Here is a 24,592-nt window from a genome sequence, read left to right as displayed (position 1 = left end):
CTGGATCACCGGGTTGGGCTCAGCAACTGGGCAGCGCGCCGCCGCTGTTCAGCGCCTGCAGCGCGGACAGCGAGTCCGCCAGCGTGTTCACCGGGATCAGCCGCAGCCCCGGCGGGGTGTTCACCTTGGCGTCCGAGCACTCGCCGCGCGGCAGCAGGAAGACCGTCGCCCCGGCCTGGACCGCGCCCCAGGTCTTCAGCGCCACGCCACCGACCGGGCCGATGGTGCCGTCGTCGGCGATGGTGCCGGTCCCCGCGATGTTGCGCCCGCCGGTCAGGTCGCCGCCCTTGCCGTCGCCCTTGAGCTTGTCGATGATCGCCAGGCTCAGCATCTGCCCGCCGCTGGGGCCGCCGATCTGGCCGAGGTCGACCTTCACCTTGACCTGGTCCGGCGAGAGGTGCAGGTAGTCCAGGGCGGCCACGGTGGCGCTGTCCTGCGCCTGCGTCATCTCCTGGGCGGCCGCGCTCGGGTTTCTGGGCGGGTAGACGGCGTCCCGGGGCAGGATCGCCACCTTGGGCTCGGCCCAGCCCTCGACCGCCTGCACCAGGCTGATCGACTCGCTCGGCCCGGTGGCGGTGATCGTGGTGACCCGCAGCGAGCCGCTGGTCTGGCGCACCGGCGCACCGGTGATGGTGATCACCTGCTGGCCGTCGAAGCTGTCCAGGGCGTCGGCGGTCTCCCCGGGCGTGGTCTTGGTGTACGGCAGCGGCGCCAGCGCGGCGACCGCCAGGAAGGCGGCCACCACCACGGCACAGAGCAGCACGGCCCGGCGCTTGGGGGTCAGCAGCCGGGTCGCGAGCGGTGGGGTCGGGTCAGTGGTGACGGCAGGCACGTAGTGCATCCAAACACACCGACGGCCCCGCGCTCTCCGCCCGGTCGCGCCGCGCGTCAACACAGCGCGTCAAGGCAGGGCGTCAACGCAGCGCGTCGGCCACCTCGGTGGCGGCCTCCACCACCCGGGGGCCGACCCGCTCGGGCACCAGGCCGTTGAGCATCACCACACCGACACTGCCCTCGATGCCGCTCAACCCGACCAGCGCGGCGGCCGCCCCGCTGGCACCGGACTGCTCCTCCGCCCGGGTGATCACGAAGCCCTGCTCGGGCCGGCGTTGACCGGGGAACTTGCGAGCCTCCAGGATCGCCTTGCCGGCCGCGCTCTCGTCCAGCGGGTGCCGCAGGCCGGTCCGATAGGCGACGTGGAAGTCGGTCCAGCTGGGCTCGACCACGGCCACGGCGAGCGCCTCGGTGCCGTCCACCAGAGTCAGGTGGGCGGTCGCGCCGAGGTCCTCGGCCAGGCTGCGCAGCGCGGGCAACGCGGCCTCGCGCAGCAGCGGATGCACCCGGTGGGCCAGGCGCAGCACGCCCAGGCCCACCCGTGCGCGGCCGCCTATGTCACGTCTGACCAGCCCGTGCTGCTCCAGGGTGGCCAGCAGGCGGTAGACGACGGTGCGGTTGACGGCGAGCCGGGCGGCCAGCTCGGTCACGGTGAGCCCGCGCTCGGAGTCGGCGAGCAGTTTGAGGACCCGCACTCCGCGGTCGAGGGTCTGGGAGGTCTCGGCGGTCACGACACGCTTTCCTTTCCGCGGCGATGGGCGACTCCGGCACCGGGCCGGGCCGCTCTGGTGGTGTCGCGCGCAGGTGTGGTGGATACGCGGCCGGGCCGACCGCGTCGTCATCGTCGCGGTGGCCCTGCGCGCTCCGGTCGGAGGTCGTGCCTACGAGAGAGCGTGGGGGAAAGGTAGTAACTGATTCGCCGGGACGGAAGTGGTTGTCCAAAATTCGGTCATGATCGTTTTCTGCGATCCGGACCAATCCGGGCAACTGGTGATATTTCCCGGGCGCTTCGCGGGCGGAGGGGCGCCCCGGGTCCGGACTCCGGACAGCGGGGGTCCTCAGCCGCCCTTCAGCCAATTCCCAGCGAGCTGTTAACCGAGCCGTTGCGCCGAACCGCCCACCGGGACCCGACCGGGCACCGGTCGGCCCGCGGCGAAACGGTTCAGCGGGCCCACTCCTTGACCATGGCGATCCGCGCCTTCAGCTGGTTGGCCGTCGCCTGCGCGGTGAGCGGACCGCCGCACTGCCGGCGCAGCTCGTTGTGGATGGTGCCGTGCGGCTGGTTGGTCCGGTGGTGCCAGGCGGCGACCAGCCCGTTCAGCTCCTTGCGCAGGTCGCGCAGTTCCTGATGGGTGATCACCGGGCGCTGCTCGGCCGGGAGTTCGATCAGGTTGGCCTCCTCGGCCGGCTTGGCCTTGGAGCGCTGGATCTGCCGGGTCTGGCGCTTCTGCAGCAGCAGGTGCACCTGGTCCGGCTCCAGCAGGCCCGGGATGCCGAGGTACTCCTCCTCCTCCTCGCTGCCCGGGTGCGCCTGCATGCCGAATTCCATGGCGTTGTAGAGCACCCGGTCGAAGACCGCGTCCGAACCGAGTGCCTCGTAGGAGAGTTCCTCGCCGCCGGCCCCGTCCGGCCCGTCGTTGGCCCGCTCGGCCTCGGCGAGCAGCCGGTCCTCCTCGTCGAAGAGGCCCTCGCCCTCCTTCTTCGGGCGATCCAGCACGTGGTCGCGCTGCAGCTCCATCTCGTTGGCGAAGCCGAGCAGCATCGGCACCGAGGGCAGGAAGACCGAGGCGGTCTCGCCGCGCTTGCGGGCCCGCACGAAACGGCCGACCGCCTGGGCGAAGAAGAGCGGGGTGGAGATCGAGGTGGCGTAGACGCCGACCGCCAGGCGCGGCACGTCGACGCCCTCGGAGACCATCCGGACCGCGACCATCCAGCGGTCGTCGCTCGCCGAGAAGTCGGAGATCCGCTGGGAGGCCTCGGTCTCGTCGGAGAGCACCAGGGTGGCCTTGCGCCCGGTGATCTCGCGGATCATCTTGGCGTAGGCGCGGGCCGCGTTCTGGTCGGTGGCGATCACCAGCCCGCCGGCGTCCGGGATCGCCTTGCGCACCTCGGTCAGCCGCTTGTCGGCGGCCCGCAGCACGTTCGGGATCCACTCGCCCTGCGGGGCCAGCGCCGTGCGCCAGGCCTGGGCGATCAGGTCCTTGGTCATCGGCTCGCCGAGCCGGGCCTCCAGCTCGTCACCCGACTTGGTGCGCCAGCGCATGTTGCCGCTGTACGAGAGGAAGATCACCGGGCGCACCACGTGGTCGGCCAGCGCGTGCCCGTACCCGTAGGTGTAGTCGGCCACCGACTTGCGCAGCCCGTCGGTGTCCGCCTCGTACTGGACGAACGGGATCGGGTTGGTGTCCGAACGGAACGGCGTCCCGGTCAGCGCGAGACGCCGGGCGGCCGGCTCGAACGCCTCGAAGCAGGCCTCGCCCCAGGACTTGGAGTCGCCGGCGTGATGGATCTCGTCCATGATCACCAGCGTCTTGCGGGCCTCGGTGCGGTTGCGGTGCAGCATCGGGTTGACGCCCACGCCCGCGTAGGTGACCACGATGCCGTGGTACTCCTTCGACAGCGGCCCCGAGGAGTACGCCGGATCGAGCTTGATGCCTATCCGCGCGGCGGCCTCGGCCCACTGCTTCTTCAGGTGCTCGGTCGGCGCGACCACGGTGATCTGCTGCACCAGGTGGTTGTGCAGCAGGTAGGAGGCCAGCGTGAGGGCGAAGGTGGTCTTACCGGCGCCGGGGGTCGCGACGGCCATGAAGTCCCGGGGCTGCTTCTCGATGTACCGGTCCAGCGCCCCCTGCTGCCAGGCCCGCAGCTTGCCGGCCGTCCCCCAGGGGGCACGGCCGGGAAACGCCGGCGACAGGTGGTGCGCTCCCGCCGCGGCGCCCGACGACCGGGCCGGCTGATGCGGCTCGGCGGCGTCGGAGAACAGCGGCGACATGTCGGAAGAAGCGGCAGTACTCACGGTCTCCGAGGGGGATCATCGCAGGTCAGGGCGGTGGAGCGGCCATGCCCTGCGGTCGGCAGGCGATCGGACAACCCGCCTAGCCTACCGGGCCGCGCGGGGCCCGCAGGCCCGACACGGAGGGATCAGGGACGCTCCTGGTGGAGCGCACGCAGCCCTTGGGAGATCGTCTTGACCTCCTCCAGCTCGCCCGTCGCGACGGCGATCACCAGGTCCTCGGCGGCATCGATGTCCGGCACCAGCTCGACTCCGTTGATCGCCAGGAAGGTGACGCAGGAGAGCCAGGCGGTGCGCTTGTTGCCGTCGAAGAGCGGATGGTTGATCGCAAGCGACTGCAGCAGGGCCGCCGCCTTGTCGAAGAGGTCCGGGTAGGCCTCCTCGCCGAACATCTCGGCGGACGGCCGGTGCGCCGCCGACTCCAGCAGACCGATGTCCCGCACGACGATCTGCATGTCGTCGCAGGCGGCCGCCGCGACCGCCAGGACGTCCTCGGCGGAAAGGTACAGGCAGCTCACTTGAGCCGCTCCATCAGCTCACGCCACTTCGCGGCCTGCTTGAGCGCGGTCTCGCGCACCAGGGCCTGCTGGGCGGTCCGGGCCAGGTAGTCGTCCACCGCCTTGACCACTATGGCATTCATGCTGGTCCCCTCCTGCTCGGCTCGCTGCTTCAGGGCCTCTGCCTGGTCGTCCCGGAGACGAAGGTTCATTGCCATGCCTTCGAGACTACTCGCATGGGGCCAATCTGGTACCAGGATTCCAGCGGACCTGTGTGACCCAGATCACCCGTTCGCCCCACCCGACCCGAGTAATCCCCCGCCCCCACCCCACTCTCTCCTCATGCAGCCCCGTCCCCACGCCGAGGAGCCCCCGATGCGCAGCGCCACCGTCGAGCACACCGTCCACGCCCGCCTGATCCTCTCCGGCCACTGCTCCACCGGCCTGGGCGCGGAACTGCGCTACCGGGCCGACGACCCGCTCGCGGTGCGGATGGCCTTCCCCAGCGAGTACTCGCTGGACGAGCGGCTCGACCCGCGGCCCGGGGCCGAGGTGGTCTGGGTGTTCGCCCGGCAGTTGCTGGCCACCGGGCTGAACCTGCCGACGGGCCTCGGGGACGTGCACATCCGGCCCTCCCGCGGGCCGTACACCATGGTCGAGCTGCGGGCCCCCGAGGGCATCGCGCTGCTCCGGTTCGAGGCCGGCGACCTGCGGCGGTTCCTGTCGGCCAGCTACCGGTGCGTGCCGGACGGCGCGGAGGCCCGCCACCTGGACGCGGACCGGGCGCTGGCCGAGCTGCTGCGGTGACCGCCGCGGCGTGTCACGCCACTCCCCGATGGCCCGTCAGGTGCGCGTACACCACGACGTTGCCCTGGTAGCCCCGCCCCTTGCTGAAGCCGCCGCCGCAGGTGATCAGCCGCAGCTGCGCGTCGGGGGCCCGGCCGTAGACCCGGTGGTCCGGGAAGGCGGACTTGTCGTAGACGTCGATGGCGTCGACCACGAACCAGGCGGTGCCGCCGTCGGCCCGGACCACGTCGATCCGCTCGCCGCGACGCAGGGCCCCCAGGCCGTAGAAGACCGCGGGTCCGGCGGCGGTGTCCACATGGCCGACCAGCAGTGCGGTGCCGCGCTGACCGGGCGTCACCCCGTCCTGGTACCAGCCGGCCAGGTTGCGCTCGTGGTCCGGCGGAGTGGCCAGATGGCTGGCGCCGTCCAGGCCGACCCCGGTCACCGGGGCGTTCAGCCCGATCGCCGGGATGCTGATCCGCACCGGCACCGAGCGGGCCATCGGGGTGCCGCTGAGCGCGGCCGGGTGGATCGCCCCGTCGGCGAGCGCCTGCGCGGGGGACGGGGCGGGCGGCAGCGTGCCGTGCGTGCCGTCCTGCACCAGCCAGGCCCCCACCACCACCGTCGCCCCCAGCGCCACCGCCCCCGACCAGGGACTCCTCCGCCCGCTCACGCCGGCTCCCGTTCGCTGATCGGCCATCACCTGCGCTCAGCCAATCCGGCGCCCCGCTCCCCCGCACCGGTTGCGCCGCCGGACGAGTGAGGTGCGCCGCCGCGCCGCCGCGAGCCCACGCCCAGCAACCTGGGCCGGACCAGGAAGCCCTCGGCCAACCCGTTGGCGACCGCGATGGTGGGCAGCTCGGAGGACTTCTCGTAGAGCACGAAGCGCGGCTCCCAGGCCGGCTGGTACTTGGCGTTGGCCCGGTACAGCGACTCCAGCTGCCACCAGCGGGAGAGGAAGCGCAGCACCGCCCGGTTGAGCCGCAGCACCGGCCCGGCGCCCAGTTTGGCGCCCTGCTCGAAGACGTAGCGGAACATCGCGAAGTTCAGCGAGACCCGGGTCACCGGCAGCCGACCGGCCGCGCCGCCCAGCAGCAGCTCGGTGACCAGGAACTCGACCAGCCCGTTCTCCGACTCCCGGTCCCGGCGCATCAGGTCGAGCGAGAGGCCGTGCGCACCCCAGGGCACGAAGCTGAGCAGCGCGCAGGTGCGGTCGTTCTCGTCCCGGCACTCGGCCAGCACGCACTCGCCGTCGGCCGGATCGCCGAGCCGGCCCAGCGCCATCGAGAAGCCGCGCTCGGTGCGCCCGTGCCGCCAGGCGTCGGCCAGGTGCACCAGCTCGGCGAGTTCCGCCTCGGGGATCTCGCGGTGCCGGCGGATCACCGCGCGGTAGCCGGCCTTGCGGACCCGGTTGTGGGTCTGGCGCAGGGTGCGCATGCTGCGGCCCTCCAGGCTGAAGTCGGCCACCTCGACGATCGCCTCGTCACCGAACTCCAGCGCCTTGAGGCCGACCCGCCGGTAGATCGTGCCGGCCTGCTCGCCGGCACCGGTGACGGCCGGCACCCAGGCGTTCACCCGGGCCAGCTCCCGCCAGCCCTCGATCGCCTGCGGCCAGGCCTCCGGGTCGCCGATCGGGTCGCCGGAGGCCAGCGCCACGCCGTTGACCACCCGGTAGAGCACGGCGGCCTTGCCGGACGGCGACCAGCAGACCGACTTGTCGCGGCGCAGCGCGAAGTAGCCGAGCGAGTCGCGCGCGCCGTGCGCCTCCAGCAGCGCGCGCAGCCGCCGCTCGTCGTCCGGCTCCAGGTGCACCCGCCCTTGCGGGGAGCGGAAGAAGACCCGCAGCACCAGCAGGAAGAGCGCGGCCCCGAGCACGTTGATGGTCAGGTCGGCCCAGCGGTCGACGGCGACCCGCGAGGTCACCTGGCCGAAGCCGGAGACGGTGAACAGGCGCACCAGCGCGTACCCGAAGGAGTCGCCCCAGCCTGCCTCGGGCTCGGTGCCGACCCGCACCAGCAGCGCGCCCAGCGCGGTGACCAGCGCGCCGCCGATCAGCAGCACGGACAGGCCCAGCGGCAGGTTGCCGCGCGCGCCCCTGGCGTGGAAGGCCCGCCTGCTCGCCAGCAGCGCGGCCAGCAGCAGCACGGTGAGCGCGGCCGAGACCCAGTTGAACGGGTGCGCCCGGTCCTCCGGCTGGATCGCCAGGGCCAGCCCGAAGGCCACCGTGTAGAGCGCGACCACCGCGGTGGCCACGATCCAGGCGGCCCGCTTGCGGCGGCGCAGCATCACGGCCAGCAGCGCGGCGAAGAGCGCGGCGGTGAAGCCGGCGGTGACCAGCACGGGGGTGAAGAGGTCGCCGGTGTTGGCCCGGTGCACCCGCTCCCGGAACGGGGCGATCAGCCCGGCCGACAGGTTGATCAGGGCGGCGATCCGCAGGTACCACTCGGCGAAGACGGCGCAGCGGCGGCGCCACGGGGGCAGCGGCCGCGCGCGGGCCGGCTCCGCCGCAGCGGCGGCCGGGCCGGGGCGCGGTGCGGCAGCGGGCGCCGGCTCCACCACCGGTTCGGCGGCCGGCGCCTGGTCCGGGGTGCCGGCCAGCAGGTTGTAGGCGCCCACCTTGAACGCCGTCACCCGGCGGTGCACCCGCGCTTCGCGCCGCTCGGCCCTGGCCATCCGCTTGGGCCGGCTGCGGTAGCGCCAGCGGGCCCACGGGCTGCCGGGCCGGGCCAGCCGGATCGCACCGACCACCGCCAGCACCGGCAGCATGACGCCGATCAGCCCGGTCCACAGCTTGCCCTTGAGCAGGCTGACCACCACCAGGACCAGCAGGACCGCGGCCCCGGCCGCTTGCCCGACCGAGGGCTTGCCGGTGAACCCGCCGAGCGGCAGCTGGCCGAGCAGCAGCAGCGCGATCACGGAGATGGCCAGGATCACCGCGTCCACCGACTTGCGGCCCTGCTCGCTCCAGTAGACGTCCTCCAGGTGCAGCACCAGGGCGAACTCGTCCAGCACCAGCCCGCAGCCCGCCCCGAAGGTGAAGCCCAGCGCGTCGCGCAGCCCGCCCTGGGCGCCGTGGTAGGTGAAGCCGCCGATCCCGGCGACCAGCATCATGGCCTGCCCGAAGACCACGTGGTGGATGTGCAGGCCGCCCGGGGCCACGTTGCCCGGCCACCAGGGGGTGCCGCGCCGGATCATCCGGGTGCTGAACCGGATGAGGAGGAAGGCCGCGATCAGGCCGACCAGCAGCAGGAAGAGCGGCTCCCGTCCGGGTTCGACGATGCGGGAGTGGTAGGCGTCCTGCACCGAGTCCCACATGGCCCCGTTCTCCTCCCGCCGCGCTCCCCGTGGCCCGCGTCCAATCTGATGATCTTTCGGGGCCCGGCGCACCTCGACACGCCGCTCCGCTCCGTCCGACAGGCGTTGCGCCGCCGCCATCCCGCTGGCGCGGAGAGTACCGTGCCATCCTGGTGGACAAATCGCCCATAACGGCATTTCAGCGGACTCTTCGCCACAATTCATACGCCGCCTCGCCGTTGGGCCCTCGCCGCCGCGACCCGCGCGGCAGCCCGCACCGCCCACCGGCGCAGACCGGGTCTGCTCCGACCGAACCGCTCGAACTGGAGTGATGTATGGACGCGCTGTCCCGCCGGACCCTGCTCACCGCCGGTGCCGCCACCGCCGCGACGGTGGCGGCCGGCTGTGCCCGCCCCGGTACCACCGGCAAGGCCGACGCTGCGGGGGCCGCGCCGGTCCCGAGCACCGGCGCCTCGCCCTCCGCCTCCGCCGCCGCCCCGAGCACCCCGGCCAAGCCCCCCGCCACGGTGATCGGCGACGGTTCCACCTCCGACACCGGCCCGCAGCCCGGGCAGCCGCAGCCGGTCCCGCTCGAACTGGGCGAAAGACCGCCGCAGTTCGTGGTCTTCTCGTGGGACGGCGCGGGCGAGCTGGACGACCGGCTGTTCTCCCGGTTCCGGCAGCTGGCCAAGGACCACCAGGCCTCGATGACCTTCTTCCTGAGCGGGATCTACACCCTGCCGGAGTCCAAGAAGGAGCTCTACCACCCGCCGCAGCACCACGTCGGCGCCTCCGACATCGGCTACCTGAGCGACCAGCACATCCACGACACGCTGACCCAGATCAGCGCCGCCTGGCTGGACGGCCACGAGATCGGCACCCACTTCAACGGCCACTTCTGCGGCCCGACCGGCGGCGGCAAGTGGTCCCCCGACGACTGGGACAGCGAGATCGAGCAGGCGATGTCCTTCGTCATGAACTGGCGGACCAACACCGGCTTCACCGACCTGCCCGCACTGCCCTTCGACTACCGCAAGGAGCTGATCGGCGGCCGCACCCCCTGCCTGGAGGGCCAGCGCGGCCTGCTGCCGACGGCGGCGGCCCGCGGCTGGAAGTACGACACCAGCGGGCCCGGCGGGCTGCAGATCTGGCCGCAGAAGATCCAGGGCGGCGCGCTGTGGGACATGCCGCTGCAGTCCATCCCGTTCCCCGGGCACACCTTCCAGGTGCTCTCGATGGACTACAACATCATGTACAACCAGTCCGGCGACAACACCAAGGGCAACCCGGCGATGCGCGCCGCCTGGCAGAAGCAGGCCCGGGACTCCTACCTGGCGGGCTTCGAGCGCGCCTACAGCACCAACCGCGCGCCGATGTACATCGGCAACCACTTCGAGCAGTGGAACGGCGGCATCTACATGAACGCGGTGGAGGAGGTGCTGCGGACCATCGCGGACCGGCCCGAGGTGCGGCTGGTCTCCTTCCGCCAGCTGGTGCAGTGGCTGGAGGCGCAGGACCCGGTGGTGCTGCGCAAGCTGCAGTCGCTGGCGGTCGGCGAGGCGCCGGCCGGCGGCTGGTCGAGTTTCCTCGGCGCGACCCGCTGACCCCCCGTTCGGCGCTACCCCGGGTGAGCCTGCATCACCCCAGGTAGCCGCCGGTTTTCGGCCCCCCGCACCGACTTGGTGCGGATGCGCACCATCGGCCGGAATCGTCCCCTGGATCCCAGGACACGGTTTCTCCTACTCCCCTGCGGGGCCAGCCCCGCGGCCGCGTCCTCGGAGATGCACCATGCGCGCTCGTCACTTCGCCGCCACCGGGCTGCTGGCCCTGGCCCTCGGCCTCAGCGGCGCCGGCCCGGCCGCCGCCAACCCGGTCATCATCGAACCGGACCCGGTCTCCCCCGGCGGCCAGTTCGCGGTCTTCGACGGAGGCAACTGCGACAGTGCGGGCGGCCAGGCGGTCTTCCGCTCGCACGAGCAGGGTGCCGCGGAGGGTCAGGACATCCCGAGCGTCAAGCTCGGCTCGCTGCGCGGCCTGATGGGCGCCATGGCACAGGTGCCGGACCACGCCAGGCCCGGCGTCTACGACGTCACGATCCAGTGCACGACGGTCAGCAAGAGCCAGGTGACCAGCACCCTGACCGTGCACGACAGCGGCCACGCCGACCACCAGCCGCAGCCCGACCAGCAGACCCAGCCGGACCACCAGCCGCCCGCCCACGCCGAGCAGCCCGGCGGGCCCGCCGGTCCGGGCGGCGCGGGCGGTCCGGGCGGCCCCGGCCCGCAGGGCCCCACGCACGCGGGCCTCGGCGGCAGCACCGGCCCGAACGTCCCCGAGATGGTGGCCGGCGCCACCCTGCTGGCCACCGCGGTCGCCGCCAGCTACCACCAGCTGCGGCGCCGGCGCTCGGACTCCTGACGGACCGTCACCCGGGAGCCGACCCGACAGGGCCGACCTCGCGCAGGACCAGCACCAGCCGCCACCGGCGCGGCGCTGCTCCCCGCGGGTCGGCCCTCTCGCCGTCCGGAGCCCCGGTCAGCCGCGCGGACGCACCCGCCCGGCCAGTGCCGCGCCGATCAGCGCGACGGCCGTCATGGTCAGGAAGATCGCGGCGAGCCCGGCCCGCGCTCCGCCGCCCGCGCCGGCCGCGTCCGCGGCCGCCACCGCGCCGCCGCCGAGCGCGGTGAAGAGCACCCCGGCCAGGCCGACCAGCAGCACGTTGCCGAGCGCGTCGGACATCTGCAGCGAGGCCGAGTTGGTGCCGGCCGCCTCGGGCGGGGAGAGCTTCATCATCAGCACGCTGATGCTGGCGATCGACAGGCCCATGCCGATCCCGCCGAACGCCCAGGCCACGGCGGCGGTCCAGGTGGGCACGGCCGGGATCAGGACGAGGGCGGCGCCGGCTATCGCCAGGGCGGTCAGCAGGAAGCCGAGCCTGATCAGCCGCTCCCGGTGGCGCTCGGCGCCCGGGCGGCCCTGCAGCCAGGAGCCGAGCGCCCAGGAGAGTCCGCCGCTGGTCAGGGTCAGCCCGGCCAGGGTCGGCGAGAGGTGCCGCTGGGTCACCATCATCAGCGGGATGAACGCCTCGGCGGCGAAGAAGGCCCCGGCCGCCACCCCGCGCAGCAGGATCAGCGTCGGCAGCCCCCGGGCGGCCCGCAAGGTGCCGTCCGGCAGCAGCCGCAGTACGGCCGGCACCAGCAGACCCGCGCCCGCCACCGCCGGCAGCAGCCCCAGCAGGTCGAGACGCTCCCCCGCGTACTGCAGCAGTCCGGCGCCGAGCGCGGCCATCGCGGCCAGCCCGATCCGCCGCCGGTTCCACGCGCCACCCGCCGCCGCGGGCCGGCCCCGCTCGGCCCGCCGCAGCGCAGGCCCCATCACCGCCAATGGCAGCACCACCAGGACCGGCACGGCCAGGAACACCCAGCGCCACCCCAGGTGCTGGGTCACCGCCCCCGACACCAGCGGACCCACGATCGAGGGCAGCACCCAGGCCGCCGAGAACGCCGCGAAGACGGCCGGCCGCAACCGCTCGGGAAACGCCCGCCCGACCACCACGTAGAGCGCGACGATCACCAGCCCGCCGCCCAGCCCCTGGATCGCCCGCCCGCCGACGAAGAGCCACATGCTCCCCGCCGTCCCCGCCACGACCAGGCCGCCCGCGAACACCCCGATCCCCGCGAACAGCGGCAGCACCGGACCGCGCCGGTCGCACCACTGACCGGAGAGCACCATCGCGAAGAGCGTGCTGGTGAAGTAGCCGGAGAAGGCGAACGCGTACAGCCCCAGCCCGTGCAGCTCGCGGGCCGCCACCGGCATCGCGGTGTTGACCGCCGTCGCCTCGAAGGCGAGCAGCAGCACCACCGAGACGATCCCCAGCGTGAGCGCCCGGTAGCGGGCGCCGAGCACGCCTTCGGTGCCGTCGTCGGCCGCCGCGGCCAGGGTCGTCGAGGTCTGCTCGGCTGTGGTCATGCCTGCCATGGTAAGTGCCGAATAACCAGTTGACTCCTGACCTGCGGTCCCGTCCGAGCTCCGCCGCCGGTCGTAGGACTTCCCGCGAGACTTCATCCGCCCGTCACAATCGGCTATTGACGGGCCGTCAACCGGCCGACAGACTGAATGATGAAAGCACGACGGAAATGACCGACAAACCGAGAGGAGCCCGCGATGACCAGCCCCGCCACGTACACCGCCCGCTCCTGTTGTCGACCCTGCCAGGTGTGAGCCGAGGGGCCGTCAGCGGCCCGTCGCCCGGCCATGTGCCCGAGTGGCTCAGGGAACCGTCTGCAAAGCGGTGTACACGGGTTCGAATCCCGTCATGGCCTCCCCGCACGATTGCACAGCTGGAAACGACCGGTCCGCGATGATTCGCCGACCGGCCGTTTCTGTTTTTCGAATTCCTGGGATTCCCGGGTATTCCCGGTGGAACGGCCGGAATACCCGCCGCCCCCGGTCCGGTCAGACCGGCAGGACCACCACCGCGTCCTCCGGCAGGATCGGCAGGCGGCCGATCGGGAGGTTGGTGGCGGCCCGCACGGCGGCGGCCACGGCGGCCGGGGCGACCACGGCGGGGGCGGCGCTGACCGCCTTGGCCCCGAAGGTGGCCACCACGTCGCGCTCCTCGAGCAGGGTGGCGATCCGGACCTCGGGGGTGTCGAGGGCGGTGGGCAGGCGGTAGCCGGTGAACGAGGGGTTGGCCAGCAGGCCGCCGGTGCTGCGCAGGTCCTCCAGCAGCGCCAGGCCCACGCCCTGGGCGACCCCCGCCTCGATCCGGTCCTCGATCTGTCCCGGGTTCAGCGCGCGGCCCACGTCCTGGGCCACGGTCACGTCGACCACCCTCACCGCGCCGAGCTCGATGTCCACGTCCACCACCGCACGCATCGCGCAGAAGGCGATCGAGACGAAGGCGTCGCCCTGACCGGCCTCGTCCAGCGGCTCGGTGGGGTGCGGACGGCACTGGGCGGTGGCCCAGAGCTCCTTGCCCTCCAGCGCCTCGGTGACCGGCATGCCGAGCACCCCGTCGTACGAGGTGATCTTGCCTTCGGCGATCGAGAGCAGCTCCACCGACATGCCGAAATCGGCGGCGATCGGCGCGAGCAGCTGGTGACGGACCATCAGCGCGGCCTTCTCCACCGCGCCGCCCGACACCCAGGTGTGCCGGCCGCGGGCCGAGGGGCCGGCGATCGACTGGTCGCTGTCCACCGGGGCGACGTAGACCTCGGTCACCCCGAGCACCGACTGGACGATCTGGCGGGCCAGCGTGGCGAAGCCCTGCCCGGCGTCCACGGCCGCGCAGATCACCGTCGCGTGGTCGCCGCTGACCCGGACGGTGGCCGTGGAGACCTCGTCCGTGCCCTCGGCGCCGAGCATGTGCGCCATGCCCACCGCGTAGCCGATGCCGCGGCGCACCGCCGCGGGGTCACCCGCGCCGCCGGGGCCGCCGGGCAGCAGCCACTCGGTGTCGGGCGCGTCCAGCGGGAGGGCGGGCAGCGGCACCTCGGCCACCGCATCGAGCAGCGCGGCCACCGGGGCCGGGCAGGTGATGGCCTGTCCGGTGGGCAGCGCGTCGCCGGTGGCCAGCACGTTGCGGCGGCGGATCTCCAACGGGTCCAGGCCCAGCCGGGCGGCCAGCAGGTCGAGCTGCGACTCGGTCGCGAAGCAGGACTGCAGCGTGCCCTCGCCGCGCATCCGCCCGGCGGGCGGGTTGTTGGTGCGCACCGCCCAGGCGTCCACGAAGACGTTCGGGCAGACGTACGGCCCGACCGAGAAGGCGGTCGCGGCGGCCAGCACCTCGGCCGACACGTCGGCGTAGGCGCCGCCGTCCAGCAGGATCTGCGCCTCGACCTTGACCAGCTTGCCCTGCGCGTCGGCGTGGTGGCGGTACCTCAGCAGCGCCGGGTGCCGGGCCGCGTGGCCCTGGAAGGACTCCTCGCGGGTCAGCGTCATCTTCACCGGGCGGCCGGTGCGCAGCGCCAACAGCGCCAGGGTGGCCTGGAAGGAGCGGTCCTCGCGGTCGGCGGTGGCGCCGGGCACACCGGTGACCACCAGGCGCACCCGGTCCGTCTCCAGGCCCAGGCAGGCGGCGGTGCGCTCGCGGTCGCCGTGCGGGTCGGTGGAGGACAGGTGCAGCTCGACGCCGCCGTCCGGGCGCGGCACGGCCAGGCCCGCCTCGGCCCCGATCGGCGCCGGGTCCTGACGGCCCACCTGGTAGAGGCCCTCGACCACCACCTCGCCGACCGCCTCCGGGTCGCCGGTGCGCAGCGGCAGGTGGCGCAGCAGGTTGCCGTCGGGGTGCAGGGCGGGGCCGTGGAAGGCCTGCTCGGGGTCGGTGAGCGCGTCGAGCAGCTGGTACTCGACCACGATCGCGGCGGCGGCCAGCCGGGCGGTGTCGGGGTGGTCGGCGGCCACGGCGGCCACCGGCTCGCCCTGGTGGCGGACCACCTCGGCGGCCAGCACCGGGCGGTCGCTGGGCACGGTGGGCGCGGGCAGGTCGGCCGCGGTCAGCACGGCGTGCACGCCGGGGACGGTCAGCGCGGCCGAGGTGTCGATCGAGACGATCCGGGCGTGCGGGTGCGGCGAGCGCAGCACGGCGCCCCAGAGCAGCCCCTCGGCCCACAGGTCGGCGGCGTACGGGTAGATGCCGAGCGCCTTGGGCAGCGCGTCGGTGCGCAGCGGCGAGCTGCCCAGGCCGAACGGGCGCTCGGCCGGCTCGGCGGTGGGGGCGGTGCCGGTGCCGGTCGAGTCGGCGGTGGCGGTCGAATCGGTGGGCGCGGTCATGCGTGGTCGTCCTCGGGGAGGCGGAGGCCGTGCGCGGGGGTACCCGCCTCGGGCATGCCGGGGGCGGTCTCGTAGACCGTGCCGTCGAACGGGGTGGCCGGGGCCGGGATGCCGTGCGCCGGGGTGCCCTGGTAGGCGACACCGTCGTAGGCCGTGCCCGGGTAGGGCGCGGCGGCGTACGGGCCGGCGGCGTAGGGCGGCGCGGCCGGGTAGTCGGTGCCGTGGGCAGGCGTGGCGTCGTACGGGACGCCGTGCGCGGGCGTCGGCTCGTACGGCGTGCCGTGGGCCGGGGTGCCCTCGTACGGCGCGCCGGGGGCGGCGGTGCCGTGCGCCGGGGTGGGCTCGTAGTTCACGCCCCCGTCGTACACCGTGCCGGGGCCGTAGGCGGTCGGGTCGTAGCCGGCGTAGCCCTGGGCGGGCATCGCCCCGAGGCCGGTGCCGGCGGCGGTCGGCTGTTCACCGGAGTGCCCAGAGGGGTACTCCGCAGTCGCGGGCATCGGGTCGGCGCTGATCCAGCCGCTGTCGGCGCCGAACAGCGGCACCTCGCCGGCGGTCGCGGTCCCGGCCCAGGCGTCCTGGTAGACCGGCGGGTCGAGCGGCTCGGCGGCCCGACCGGGCTCGGCCCGGTCGCCGGCGTCCGCTCCGGCGGCGGGAGCCGCCGGCTGCGGCTGCTCCGACTGCGCGTCGGCCCCCGCCTGCTCGGCCTCCAGCAGCGCCGCCCCGCGCGCGTCGGCGACCGTCTGCACGGCGGCCAGCACGCTGCGGTAGCCGGTGCACCGGCAGAGGTTGCCGCAGAGCGCCTGGCGGGCCTCCACCTCGCTCGGCCGGTGGTTGCGCTGCAGCAGGTCGTGCACCGCCATCGCCATCCCGGGCGTGCAGTAGCCGCACTGCACGGCGCCCGACTCGGCGAGCGCCTGCTGGACGTCGCTGGCCGCCCCGCCGGCCGACAGGCCCTCCACGGTGCTGATCTCGCTGTCCGCCGCGAGCGCCGCCGGCACCAGGCAGCCGGCCACCAGCTGGCCGTCCACCTGCACCGAGCAGGCCCCGCACTCGCCCTGCTCGCAGCCGTTCTTGGCACCGGCCAGGCCGAGCCGCTCGCGCAGCACGTAGAGCAGGCTCTCCCCGATCCAGGCATCGGTGACGGGCCGTTCGAAGCCGTTCACCCGCAGCGTGTAGGACGTGGTGGGACGTCCGTCGCCCAGGTGGACGGGATGGTTCGTCGGTTCGTGCGCCATGTCGGCGGTCACCTCGGCCGTCACTTCAGTGCCCTTCCCAGTGCCCGGCGGGCCAGCACGGCCACGGTACGCCGTAGCCGGACGGCGGCCGCCGTCGGCCCCTCGGCCAGCAGCGCCGACGACGCGTCAGCTCCGTAGGCGTCGGGCACGCACGCGGCCGCGACGTACTCGCCGAAGGCGGCGGCCGCGGCCGGGTCGATCGCCTGCGCGCCCTCCTCGCCCCGGGCGTCCCAGTCGACGCAGCCGGCCACCCAGGCCTCGGCCTCCAGCGGCCGCAGCGGCACCGGCGCCACCGCGCCGACCGCGCAGCGCACCGCGCGCCGGGCCGGGTCGAGCACCAGCGCCACCGAGGCGACCGCGCGGGACGGGCCACTGCGCCCGGTCGCCTTGAGGAAGACCTGCGGGGCGTGCAGCAGCGGAACCCGGACCCAGCTGAGCAGTTCGCCCGGGCGCATCGGGTCGACGCCGGTGAGCAGGTGGCTGACCGGGACCTCGCGGGTGCCGCTGTCACCGGCCCGCGGGGCCCGGGCCAGGGTGGCCACGGCCTCCAGCGCGGCCAGCACCGGCAGGGTGTCTCCGGTCGCGGCGGCGGTGGCGATGTTGCCGCCCAGCGTGCCGACGTTGCGGGTCTGCGGGGGGCCCGCGGTGCGGGCGGCGTCGGCCAGCGCCGGGATCAGCGCGGCGAAGTCGGGGCGGTCCATCCGGGCCAGCGTGAGGCCCGCGCCGAGCACGGCGGTGCCGCCGTCCTCGTAGCGCCAGCCGCGTAGTTCGGTGATCCGGCCCAGGCCCACCAGCGCACCGGGGCGCAGCCGTCCGGCGTTGACGGCCTCCATCAGGTCGGTCCCGCCGGCCACCGGGACGGCGGCGGGACTGGCGCCCAGAGCCTCGACGGCCTCGTCGAGGGAGGTCGGCAGCATGATCGTCCGGTTCACCAGGATCCCACCGTGCTCCAGATTCTTGGGTGGTTCTCGGGCCTACTCCCGAGCCTGCGCTCGGGGCCCGCGCTCAGCCGCGTCGGCCGACGCCGGGCCGGCCCGTTCCTCCCGCACCACGGGTCTGCGGTGCCGCCCGTAGCGTACGGGTCCGGGCTGCCGAACAGAAGCAGCCCACCGGGTCGGGCAACTCTGGCACATCGAGCACCGTGATCGCCCTCGGGGTCCCGGACGATCCGGTCGCTTTTCGGGCAGATCCCCCACAAAAGAGACCGGATGTTCACCTGGTTTTGACGCCGCACGCCAGGCAAAGGTTCCCGGATGATCACATTGTTCGACTGACGACTCGTCAGCGCTGCGGCGGCGGTCCCGGCAGCGGGCGACCGGCCACCCCCGGGCGCCGCTGCCACGGGTGCGGGCCGGCCGGCGGGCGATAGGCGACGCCGAGCGCGTCGAGCCGCGCGTAGTGGGTGCGCATCCGCCGCTCGAAGTCGGCCAGGTCGCGGGCGGCCGGATCGCGCGGCAGCGGCGACCAGGCGACCTCGGCGAAGGCGGCGAGCCGGGGGAAGGCCCGGTAGTCGAGGTCGCGGGCGTCGTCGGCGAACTCGCTCCACAGGTTGGCCTGGGTGCCGATCACCTGACGGGCGCTCACCTCATCCAGTGACGCGGGCACCGGCTCGAAGCGGTAGACGTCGGCCAGCGAACGCTTGAAGCCGATCGGGATCGGCTCGTCGGGCCCGCCGTCCTGCCGGTGGTCGAGGTAGACGTGCTGCTCCGGGCACATCACCACCGGATGCCCCGCCCGCGCGGCGGCGACCCCACCCGCATAGCCCCGCCAGGACGCAACCGCAGCGTGCTCGGCCAGCCCGCCCTCCAGGATCTCGTCCCAGCCGATCAGCCGGCGGCCGCGGGCGGTCAGCCAGCCGTCGAAGTGGCCGATGACCCAGCTCTGCAGCTCGTGCTCGTCGGCCAGGCCCAGCTCCTTGATCCGCGCCTGCGCCGCCGGGCTGGTCCGCCACTGCTCCTTGGGGCACTCGTCGCCGCCCAGGTGCACGTACTTCGACGGGAAGACCTCCAGCAGCTCCTCCAGCACCCCCTCGAAGAAGGCCAGCGTGGCGTCCGAGGCGTTCAGCACGTTGGGACTGACCCCCCAGTCCGTCCACACCCCGAGCTCGCCGGTGTCCAGCACATCGGTGTTGCCCAGCTCGGGGTGGGCCGCGATCGCCGCCTGGGTGTGGCCGGGCAGGTCGATCTCGGGCACCACGGTGATCCCGCGGTCGGCCGCGTAGGCGACCAGCTCGCGCAGGTCGTCCTGGGTGTAGTAGCCGCCGTGCGGCCGGTCGTCGCGCCGGCCACCGGTGCGGTAGCCCACCATCGAGCGCTCGCGCCAGCCGCCGACCTCTGTGAGCCGGGGGTAGCGCCTGACCTCGAAGCGCCAGCCCTGGTCGTCGGTGAGGTGCAGGTGCAGCACGTTGAGCTTGTGCGCGGCCAGCAGGTCCACGTACCGCAGCAGGCCGGCGAGCGGCAGGAAGTGCCGGGCGACGTCGAGCAGCACCCCGCGCCAGCCGAACCGGGGCGCGTCGGTGATCTCGCAGCCGGGCAGCCGCCAGCCGGTGCGGCGCAGCGGGGCCCGCCGGTAGGCCTCGGGTCCGAGCAACTGGCGCAGCGTCTGGGCGCCCCAGTGCGCACCGGCCGGACCGCCCGCGGTGATCCGGGCGCGCTCGCCGTCGACCGTGAGCCGGTACCCCTCGGGTGCCAGCGCCGGGTCGAGGCGCAGCCCGATCACCGGGTCGGCGGCCGGCGGCAGCGCCAGGCCGGTGGCCGCGCCGAGCGTCGAGCGCAGCCAGCGCTCGGCGTCCTCGGTCCCGGCCGCACCGGCCAGCGTGCTCGCGGGGCCCAGCGGCAGGCCCGGGGCGTCCTCGGTGGCGGCGCGGCGGATGGCGATCGGCGCGGGGATCAGGTCCATGCGGCCCATCCTGCCCCGGCGCCCCCGATTGGCATAGACCACTGCACAGGCCTGCAGCGGCCCCGGGCCTACTTCTTCTTGTTCTTGTCGTCCCCGCCGGCCGGCTCGATGCCGTCGAAGATCTCCTTGCACATCGGACAGACCGGGTACTTCTTCGGGTCGCGCCCGGGCACCCAGACCTTGCCGCAGAGCGCGACCACCGGGGAGCCGGAGAGCGCGCTCTCCATGATCTTGTCCTTCTGGACGTAGTGCGCGAAGCGCTCGTGGTCGCCGTCGCCGTTGGACACCTGCGGGACGGGCTCGACCAGGGTGCCGGTGCCGAGGCCGCGCTCGGGCTCAAGAGTGCTCATAGGCGCCAAGTCTATGGGGGCCTCGCCCGAAACGGGCCCCACCCCGCACGGACCCCACCACGTCGACGCCGACGACCCGCTCGACGCCGCGGCCCGGCGGGCCCCGGCCGGACCGCCGGAGGTCAGTTGAGCGTGGGGTCCTCCGGGTAGGTGGCGAGCATCGCCAGGGCGCCGCGCTGGCGGCGCAGCACCGCGCGCCAGAGCTGCTCGGGGTCCGGGCAGGAGATGTCGCCCGGCTCGGCGTCCACCAGGTACCAGGCGCCCTCGGCGATCTCGGCCTCCAGCTGGCCGGGCGTCCAGCCCGAGTAGCCGGCGAAGACCCGCAGGCCGCCCAGCTCGCCGGCCAGCACCTGCGGCGGTGCCTCCAGGTCGACCAGCCCGATCGCGCCGTGCACCCGGCGCCAGCCGAGCGGGTCCTGGGGCCCGGGTTCGCCCGGCACCACGGCCACCGCGAGCGCCGAGTCCAGGCCCACCGGGCCGCCCTGGAAGACCACGCGGGGAGCACCGGTGAGCTCGGCCCAGCTGTCCAGGACGTCCCCGACCTCGACCGAGGTCGGCCGGTTGAGGACGACGCCGAGCGCGCCTTGCACGTCGTGGTCCAGCAGCAGCACCACCGACCGGGCGAAGTTCGGATCGGTGAGCACCGGAGTCGCCACGAGCAGCCGGCCGGTGTGTGAGAGGGCCGCGGTCATGCCACACATGATCCCGCAGCGGGCGGCGAAACCTCCACAGCGCCGCGCCTCACCCGCTCGGCGGACAGCTCGACGGGCTTCCACCCTAAGAGAGCATGATCACGACGAGAACGACAGGGAACCGTTCAAGCGGCTACTACCATCTACCAAAGGTGGCGCCCGTGCGGCCCCAGCCGTACGTCCGCCGGTCCTACCTCTCTGCCCCCAGTCGCGGCGCGCCCCCGTTGCCGCGGCTGCGAACCCCGGATTGCGAGAACGATGACCGACGACGTCCTGCTGGTGCACGGCGGAAACCCGCTGGAAGGCGAGATCCGTGTCCGCGGCGCCAAGAACCTGGTGCCCAAGGCGATGGTGGCCGCCCTGCTCGGTCAGGGCCCCAGCAGACTGCGCAACGTTCCGGACATCCGCGACGTCAAGGTGGTCCGCGGCCTGCTCCAGCTGCACGGCGTCACGGTGCGCAGCGGCGAGGAGGAGGGGGAGCTGATCCTGGACCCCTCGCACGTGGAGAGCGCCAACGTCGCCGACATCGACGCGCACGCCGGCTCCTCGCGGATCCCGATCCTGTTCTGCGGCCCGCTGCTGCACCGCCTCGGCCACGCCTTCATCCCCGGCCTGGGCGGCTGCGACATCGGCGGCCGCCCGGTCGACTTCCACTTCGAGGTGCTGCGCCAGTTCGGCGCCAGCATCGAGAAGCACCCGCAGGGCACCTACCTGGTGGCCGCGCAGCGCCTGCGCGGCACCAAGATCGAGCTGCCCTACCCCTCGGTCGGCGCCACCGAGCAGGTGCTGCTCACCGCCGTGCTCGCCGAGGGCGACACCGAGCTGCGCAACGCGGCCATCGAGCCGGAGATCGTCGACCTGATCTGCGTACTGCAGAAGATGGGCGCGATCATCTCGATGGGCACCGACCGGACCATCCTGATCACCGGGGTGGACGAGCTCGGCGGCTACAACCACCGGGCGCTGCCGGACCGCCTGGAGGCGGCCTCGTGGGCCTGCGCGGCGCTGGCCACCAAGGGGAACATCTACGTCCACGGCGCCCGCCAGCTGGAGATGATGACCTTCCTCAACACCTTCCGGAAGGTCGGCGGCGCCTTCGCGGTGGACGACGAGGGCATCCGCTTCTGGCACCCGGGCGGCGAGCTGAACGCGATCGCCCTGGAGACCGACGTGCACCCCGGTTTCCAGACCGACTGGCAGCAGCCGCTGGTGGTCGCGCTGACCCAGGCGGCCGGCCTGTCGATCGTGCACGAGACGGTCTACGAGTCGCGGCTCGGCTTCACCTCCGCGCTCAACCAGATGGGCGCGCACATCCAGCTCTACCGCGAGTGCCTGGGCGGCACGCCGTGCCGCTTCGGGCAGCGCAACTTCCTGCACTCCGCGGTGGTCTCCGGGCCGTCCAAGCTGCTCGGCGGCGAGCTGGTGATCCCCGACCTGCGCGGTGGCTTCTCGTACCTGATCGCGGCGCTGGCCGCCGAGGGGACCTCGACCGTGCACGGGATCTCGCTGATCAACCGCGGTTACGAGAACTTCCTGGCCAAGCTGCGTGACCTCGGGGCCCACGTGGAGATGCCCAGCGAGCAGGAGCTGCTCGCGGCGGTCTGACACCGCCGGCGGTCCGCTGGAGCCGCCGCAGGACGTTCAAGGGGCCGCCCCGCCAGGGGTGGCCCCTTCGCGTGGCGGACGCCCCGCCAGGCGACGGGGCCGCCCCGGAAAACGACGGAGCGGGGGCGGTCCGGCGAACCGGACCGCCCCCGCTCCACGAAGGATCAGGCGCCCTTGGCGGCTTCCTTGAGCTTGGAGCCGGCGCTCACCTTGGCGCTGTAGCCGGCCGCGATCTGGATCGGCTCGCCGGTCTGCGGGTTGCGAGCGGTCCGGGCGGCACGGTGGGTGCGCTCGAAGGTCAGAAAACCGGGGATGGTGACCTTCTCGTCACCCTTGGCCACGACCTCGCCCACGACCTCGGCGAAAGCCGCCAGAACGGCGTCGGCGTCCTTACGGGTCACCTCGGCGCGGTCGGCCAGAGCGGCCACCAGCTCACTGCGGTTCATGTGTACTCCTGTGGTCTGTTCGTTGCGGTGTGCGGGGGCCCATCGGTCGTCCCTCCGGAGGCACCCGGCTGGGCCGCTGGTCCGCACACAGTGCTCGTTCAGGCGGCTGGTGGTAGGGGCCCGGCTCGTGTCCCGGGCCGCGCACCGTGTCAGTCCTGCCACGTGCCTGCCTGGGAACGAATCCTGCCCTTACCGGCCCTGAGAAAGCTAATCGGGCCTCGACCGTCCACCCCGAACGGCGCCCTCCCCACGCAGCTGTGACGCTCCGTCGGCGCCGGCGGACCGACGCGGGCGGCGGTCGGGAACGACTCGCCGAGTGGTTGGGGGACGTTCCGTACTTGTCGGACACGCCTGCCCCGTGCAGGGCTACCGTACGCCCTGACGGGGGCAAGCCCAAACACGCCCTTCCCCTTGTGTCGCAAGGGTTCGGACCGGGTCGGCACCGAGAGGGGCGGTATTCGGCCAGCTGATCGACCGGATACCGCCCCAGGACCCCTCCGTTGACCGGAGTTGATCAGAGTTTGACGACCGGGAAAGCCGCGGTGTCGAGGGTCCCGACGATGCCCGGGGTGGGCCGGGAAGGGGCCCGCTCGGCCGTATCGGCGGCGGCCAGCGCGGCCTCCCGCACGGCGGCGGCGACCGTCTTGGCCACGTCCGGGTGGAAGACGCTGGGGATGATGTAGTTCGCGTTCAGCTGGTCGTCGAGCACGGTGGCGGCCAGCGCCCGGGCCGCGGCGATCATCATCTCGGTGTTCACCGTGCGGCTCTGCGCGTCCAGCAGGCCGCGGAAGACACCCGGGAAGACCAACACGTTGTTGATCTGATTGGGGAAGTCGCTGCGCCCGGTGGCGACCACGGCGGCGGTCTGCCGGGCCACCGCCGGGTCGACCTCCGGGTCCGGGTTGGCCAGCGCGAAGACGATCGCGTTGTCGGCCATCGAGGCGATGTCGTCGCCGTCCAGCACGTTCGGGGCGGAGACGCCGATGAAGACGTCGGCGCCGGCCACCGCCTCCTTCAGGCTGCCGGTGCGGCCCGAACGGTTGGTGTGCTCGGCGATCCAGCGCAGCGAGTCGTTGAGGTCCGCCCGGCCGCCGTGCACCACGCCGTGCACGTCCGCCACGGTGGCGTGCGCGACGCCGGCGGCCAGCAGCAGCTTCAGGATCGCGGTACCGGCCGCGCCGGCCCCGGACATCACCACCCGGATGTCGCCGATCTCCTTGCCGACCACCCGCAGCGCGTTGGTCAGCGCGGCCAGCACCACGATCGCGGTGCCGTGCTGGTCGTCGTGGAAGACCGGGATGTCCAGCGCCTCGCGCAGCCGGGCCTCGATCTCGAAGCAGCGCGGCGCGGAGATGTCCTCCAGGTTGATGCCGGCGAAGCCCGGGGCGATCGCCTTGACGATGGCCACGATCTCGTCGGCGTCCTGGGTGTCCAGGCAGATCGGCCAGGCGTCGATGCCGGCGAAGCGCTTGAACAGGGCCGCCTTGCCCTCCATCACGGGCAGCGCGGCCTGCGGGCCGATGTTGCCCAGGCCCAGCACCGCAGAGCCGTCGGTGACCACCGCGACGCTGTTGCGCTTGATGGTCAGGCGGCGGGCGTCCTCGGGGTTCTCGGCGATCGCCATGCAGACCCGGGCCACGCCGGGGGTGTAGATCATGCTGAGGTCGTCACGGTTGCGGATCGGCAGCTTCGAGGACATCTCGATCTTGCCGCCGAGGTGCATCAGGAAGGTGCGGTCCGAGACCTTGCCGATCGTCACGCCCTCGATGGCCCGCAGCTTCTCGACGATCTCCTCGCCGTGCGCCACCGAGGCGGCGGCCACCGTCACGTCGATCCGCAGCGCCTCCAGGCCCGAGGCCGTGACGTCGAGACCGGTCACCGACCCGCCGGAGGACTCCACGGCGGTGGTGATGTTGCTGACCGCGTTGCCGCTGGCCGGGACCTCCAGCCGCACCGTGATCGAGTTGGAGACACTGGGCACCGTCGCCATCGACGTCCTTCTTCCGTCCACTGAGAGGTGAGAGCTGGCCAGGCCGTCTTCAACAGCTGTCGGCTACTTCAACAGTTTGTTGATGCTGCGCCTCGCGCATCTTAGGCCTCGATCGTCGCACCTACCAGGGGCTTGTCAGAAATATCGGCCGTTGATTGCGGGGAACCGACAACAAGAC

The 24,592-nt window shown here is 73.3% G+C and carries 19 protein-coding genes, 1 tRNA gene and 1 pseudogene; 5 read left to right on the top strand and 16 right to left on the bottom strand.

The genetic code is table 11. The features are described from left to right. Window positions 1-19: 19 nt before the first annotated feature. From P3T41_RS29075 to P3T41_RS29055, 5 genes are all read right to left on the bottom strand, one after another. Window positions 20-841, bottom strand: coding sequence for a S16 family serine protease (locus P3T41_RS29075; protein ID WP_280693515.1), 822 nt, complete (start codon window positions 839-841; stop codon window positions 20-22). 73 nt (window positions 842-914) lie between these two features. Further along, entirely contained in the window at window positions 915-1,565 is a 651-nt protein-coding gene (locus P3T41_RS29070) for a helix-turn-helix domain-containing protein (RefSeq protein WP_035848807.1), read from the bottom strand. A 431-nt stretch (window positions 1,566-1,996) separates the two neighbouring features. Further along, window positions 1,997-3,826, bottom strand: coding sequence for a DEAD/DEAH box helicase (locus P3T41_RS29065; RefSeq protein ID WP_280693574.1), 1,830 nt, complete (start codon window positions 3,824-3,826; stop codon window positions 1,997-1,999). A gap of 149 nt (window positions 3,827-3,975) precedes the next feature. Next, a complete protein-coding gene (locus P3T41_RS29060; protein WP_280693514.1) occupies window positions 3,976-4,365 on the bottom strand; it encodes a type II toxin-antitoxin system death-on-curing family toxin in 390 nt (129 codons plus the stop codon). Further along, window positions 4,362-4,562 (bottom strand): CopG family transcriptional regulator, encoded by a 201-nt coding sequence (locus P3T41_RS29055; protein WP_280693513.1) that lies wholly within the window; start codon window positions 4,560-4,562, stop codon window positions 4,362-4,364. Before P3T41_RS29055 ends, P3T41_RS29060 begins: the two co-directional genes overlap by 4 nt. A gap of 157 nt (window positions 4,563-4,719) precedes the next feature. On the opposite strand from P3T41_RS29055, the gene P3T41_RS29050 reads away from it, so the two are divergent. After that, on the top strand, window positions 4,720-5,151 hold the full coding sequence (locus P3T41_RS29050; protein WP_280693512.1) for an SsgA family sporulation/cell division regulator: 432 nt from the start codon (window positions 4,720-4,722) through the stop codon (window positions 5,149-5,151). A gap of 13 nt (window positions 5,152-5,164) precedes the next feature. Here P3T41_RS29050 and P3T41_RS29045 read toward each other — a convergent pair whose 3' ends face one another. Continuing rightward, on the bottom strand, window positions 5,165-5,803 hold the full coding sequence (locus tag P3T41_RS29045; RefSeq protein WP_280693511.1) for a class F sortase: 639 nt from the start codon (window positions 5,801-5,803) through the stop codon (window positions 5,165-5,167). 26 nt (window positions 5,804-5,829) lie between these two features. After that, window positions 5,830-8,445, bottom strand: coding sequence for a phosphatidylglycerol lysyltransferase domain-containing protein (locus P3T41_RS29040; RefSeq protein WP_280693510.1), 2,616 nt, complete (start codon window positions 8,443-8,445; stop codon window positions 5,830-5,832). Window positions 8,446-8,759: 314 nt separating this feature from the next. Here P3T41_RS29040 and P3T41_RS29035 point away from each other — a divergent pair, with 314 nt between their 5' ends. Together P3T41_RS29035 and P3T41_RS29030 are read left to right on the top strand one after the other, a co-directional pair. Then, window positions 8,760-10,028 (top strand): hypothetical protein, encoded by a 1,269-nt coding sequence (locus P3T41_RS29035; RefSeq protein WP_280693509.1) that lies wholly within the window; start codon window positions 8,760-8,762, stop codon window positions 10,026-10,028. Between the two features lie 184 nt (window positions 10,029-10,212). After that, window positions 10,213-10,842, top strand: a complete 630-nt coding sequence (locus P3T41_RS29030; protein ID WP_280693508.1) for a hypothetical protein — start codon at window positions 10,213-10,215, stop codon at window positions 10,840-10,842. Between the two features lie 117 nt (window positions 10,843-10,959). Here P3T41_RS29030 and P3T41_RS29025 read toward each other — a convergent pair whose 3' ends face one another. Beyond that, window positions 10,960-12,393, bottom strand: coding sequence for an MFS transporter (locus P3T41_RS29025; RefSeq protein ID WP_280693507.1), 1,434 nt, complete (start codon window positions 12,391-12,393; stop codon window positions 10,960-10,962). A gap of 281 nt (window positions 12,394-12,674) precedes the next feature. Between P3T41_RS29025 and P3T41_RS29020 the strand changes: the two genes are divergently transcribed. Then, window positions 12,675-12,746, top strand: a tRNA-Cys gene (locus P3T41_RS29020). A gap of 133 nt (window positions 12,747-12,879) precedes the next feature. On the opposite strand, the gene P3T41_RS29015 is transcribed toward P3T41_RS29020, so the two are convergent. The 6 genes and pseudogenes from P3T41_RS29015 to P3T41_RS28990 all read right to left on the bottom strand — a co-directional run bounded on the left by P3T41_RS29015 (window position 12,880) and on the right by P3T41_RS28990 (window position 20,382). Then, window positions 12,880-15,198 carry a xanthine dehydrogenase family protein molybdopterin-binding subunit gene (locus P3T41_RS29015; RefSeq protein WP_280693506.1) on the bottom strand — a complete coding sequence of 773 codons (2,319 nt, stop codon included), beginning with the start codon at window positions 15,196-15,198 and terminating at the stop codon, window positions 12,880-12,882. 734 nt (window positions 15,199-15,932) lie between these two features. Continuing rightward, window positions 15,933-16,376, bottom strand: a pseudogene (locus P3T41_RS29010) ((2Fe-2S)-binding protein); the annotation flags it as partial. Window positions 16,377-16,453: 77 nt separating this feature from the next. Beyond that, a complete protein-coding gene (locus P3T41_RS29005; RefSeq protein WP_280693573.1) occupies window positions 16,454-17,350 on the bottom strand; it encodes an FAD binding domain-containing protein in 897 nt (298 codons plus the stop codon). Between the two features lie 364 nt (window positions 17,351-17,714). Continuing rightward, on the bottom strand, window positions 17,715-19,331 hold the full coding sequence (locus P3T41_RS29000) for a beta-N-acetylhexosaminidase (protein WP_280693505.1): 1,617 nt from the start codon (window positions 19,329-19,331) through the stop codon (window positions 17,715-17,717). Window positions 19,332-19,399: 68 nt separating this feature from the next. Beyond that, the gene (locus P3T41_RS28995) at window positions 19,400-19,681 is read right to left on the bottom strand and encodes a DUF3039 domain-containing protein (protein ID WP_280693504.1); all 282 of its coding nucleotides are present in this window, start codon (window positions 19,679-19,681) and stop codon (window positions 19,400-19,402) included. A gap of 122 nt (window positions 19,682-19,803) precedes the next feature. Beyond that, window positions 19,804-20,382, bottom strand: a complete 579-nt coding sequence (locus P3T41_RS28990; protein ID WP_280693503.1) for a YqgE/AlgH family protein — start codon at window positions 20,380-20,382, stop codon at window positions 19,804-19,806. A gap of 249 nt (window positions 20,383-20,631) precedes the next feature. On the opposite strand from P3T41_RS28990, the gene murA reads away from it, so the two are divergent. Further along, on the top strand, window positions 20,632-21,978 hold the full coding sequence (murA, locus tag P3T41_RS28985) for a UDP-N-acetylglucosamine 1-carboxyvinyltransferase (RefSeq protein WP_280693502.1): 1,347 nt from the start codon (window positions 20,632-20,634) through the stop codon (window positions 21,976-21,978). A gap of 164 nt (window positions 21,979-22,142) precedes the next feature. Here the strand turns inward: murA and P3T41_RS28980 are convergent, their stop codons facing one another. Together P3T41_RS28980 and P3T41_RS28975 are read right to left on the bottom strand one after the other, a co-directional pair. Further along, window positions 22,143-22,424 (bottom strand): HU family DNA-binding protein, encoded by a 282-nt coding sequence (locus P3T41_RS28980; protein WP_035848732.1) that lies wholly within the window; start codon window positions 22,422-22,424, stop codon window positions 22,143-22,145. A gap of 514 nt (window positions 22,425-22,938) precedes the next feature. Next, on the bottom strand, window positions 22,939-24,414 hold the full coding sequence (locus P3T41_RS28975) for an NAD-dependent malic enzyme (RefSeq protein ID WP_280693501.1): 1,476 nt from the start codon (window positions 24,412-24,414) through the stop codon (window positions 22,939-22,941). Window positions 24,415-24,592 lie beyond the last annotated feature (178 nt).

The sequence above is a fragment of the Kitasatospora sp. GAS204B genome, from assembly GCF_029892155.1.
Lineage (GTDB): Bacteria > Actinomycetota > Actinomycetes > Streptomycetales > Streptomycetaceae > Kitasatospora.
The sequence above is the reverse complement of the archived record's forward strand: the minus strand, read 5'-3'. Positions and strand labels throughout refer to the sequence as shown.

What these genes read in the sequence shown, in the direction of transcription:
- P3T41_RS28995 (WP_280693504.1), bottom strand. Translation starts at nt 19,681, where the DNA reads ATGAGCACTCTTGAGCCCGAGCGCGGCCTCGGCACCGGCACCCTGGTC.
- P3T41_RS29065 (WP_280693574.1), bottom strand. Translation starts at nt 3,826, where the DNA reads ATGTCGCCGCTGTTCTCCGACGCCGCCGAGCCGCATCAGCCGGCCCGG.
- P3T41_RS29005 (WP_280693573.1), bottom strand. Translation starts at nt 17,350, where the DNA reads ATGCTGCCGACCTCCCTCGACGAGGCCGTCGAGGCTCTGGGCGCCAGT.
- P3T41_RS29075 (WP_280693515.1), bottom strand. Translation starts at nt 841, where the DNA reads ATGCACTACGTGCCTGCCGTCACCACTGACCCGACCCCACCGCTCGCG.
- P3T41_RS29000 (WP_280693505.1), bottom strand. Translation starts at nt 19,331, where the DNA reads ATGGACCTGATCCCCGCGCCGATCGCCATCCGCCGCGCCGCCACCGAG.
- murA (WP_280693502.1), top strand. Translation starts at nt 20,632, where the DNA reads ATGACCGACGACGTCCTGCTGGTGCACGGCGGAAACCCGCTGGAAGGC.
- P3T41_RS28990 (WP_280693503.1), bottom strand. Translation starts at nt 20,382, where the DNA reads ATGTGTGGCATGACCGCGGCCCTCTCACACACCGGCCGGCTGCTCGTG.
- P3T41_RS29050 (WP_280693512.1), top strand. Translation starts at nt 4,720, where the DNA reads ATGCGCAGCGCCACCGTCGAGCACACCGTCCACGCCCGCCTGATCCTC.
- P3T41_RS29040 (WP_280693510.1), bottom strand. Translation starts at nt 8,445, where the DNA reads ATGTGGGACTCGGTGCAGGACGCCTACCACTCCCGCATCGTCGAACCC.
- P3T41_RS29015 (WP_280693506.1), bottom strand. Translation starts at nt 15,198, where the DNA reads ATGACCGCGCCCACCGATTCGACCGCCACCGCCGACTCGACCGGCACC.
- P3T41_RS29025 (WP_280693507.1), bottom strand. Translation starts at nt 12,393, where the DNA reads ATGACCACAGCCGAGCAGACCTCGACGACCCTGGCCGCGGCGGCCGAC.
- P3T41_RS28980 (WP_035848732.1), bottom strand. Translation starts at nt 22,424, where the DNA reads ATGAACCGCAGTGAGCTGGTGGCCGCTCTGGCCGACCGCGCCGAGGTG.
- P3T41_RS29055 (WP_280693513.1), bottom strand. Translation starts at nt 4,562, where the DNA reads ATGGCAATGAACCTTCGTCTCCGGGACGACCAGGCAGAGGCCCTGAAG.
- P3T41_RS28975 (WP_280693501.1), bottom strand. Translation starts at nt 24,414, where the DNA reads ATGGCGACGGTGCCCAGTGTCTCCAACTCGATCACGGTGCGGCTGGAG.
- P3T41_RS29030 (WP_280693508.1), top strand. Translation starts at nt 10,213, where the DNA reads ATGCGCGCTCGTCACTTCGCCGCCACCGGGCTGCTGGCCCTGGCCCTC.
- P3T41_RS29035 (WP_280693509.1), top strand. Translation starts at nt 8,760, where the DNA reads ATGGACGCGCTGTCCCGCCGGACCCTGCTCACCGCCGGTGCCGCCACC.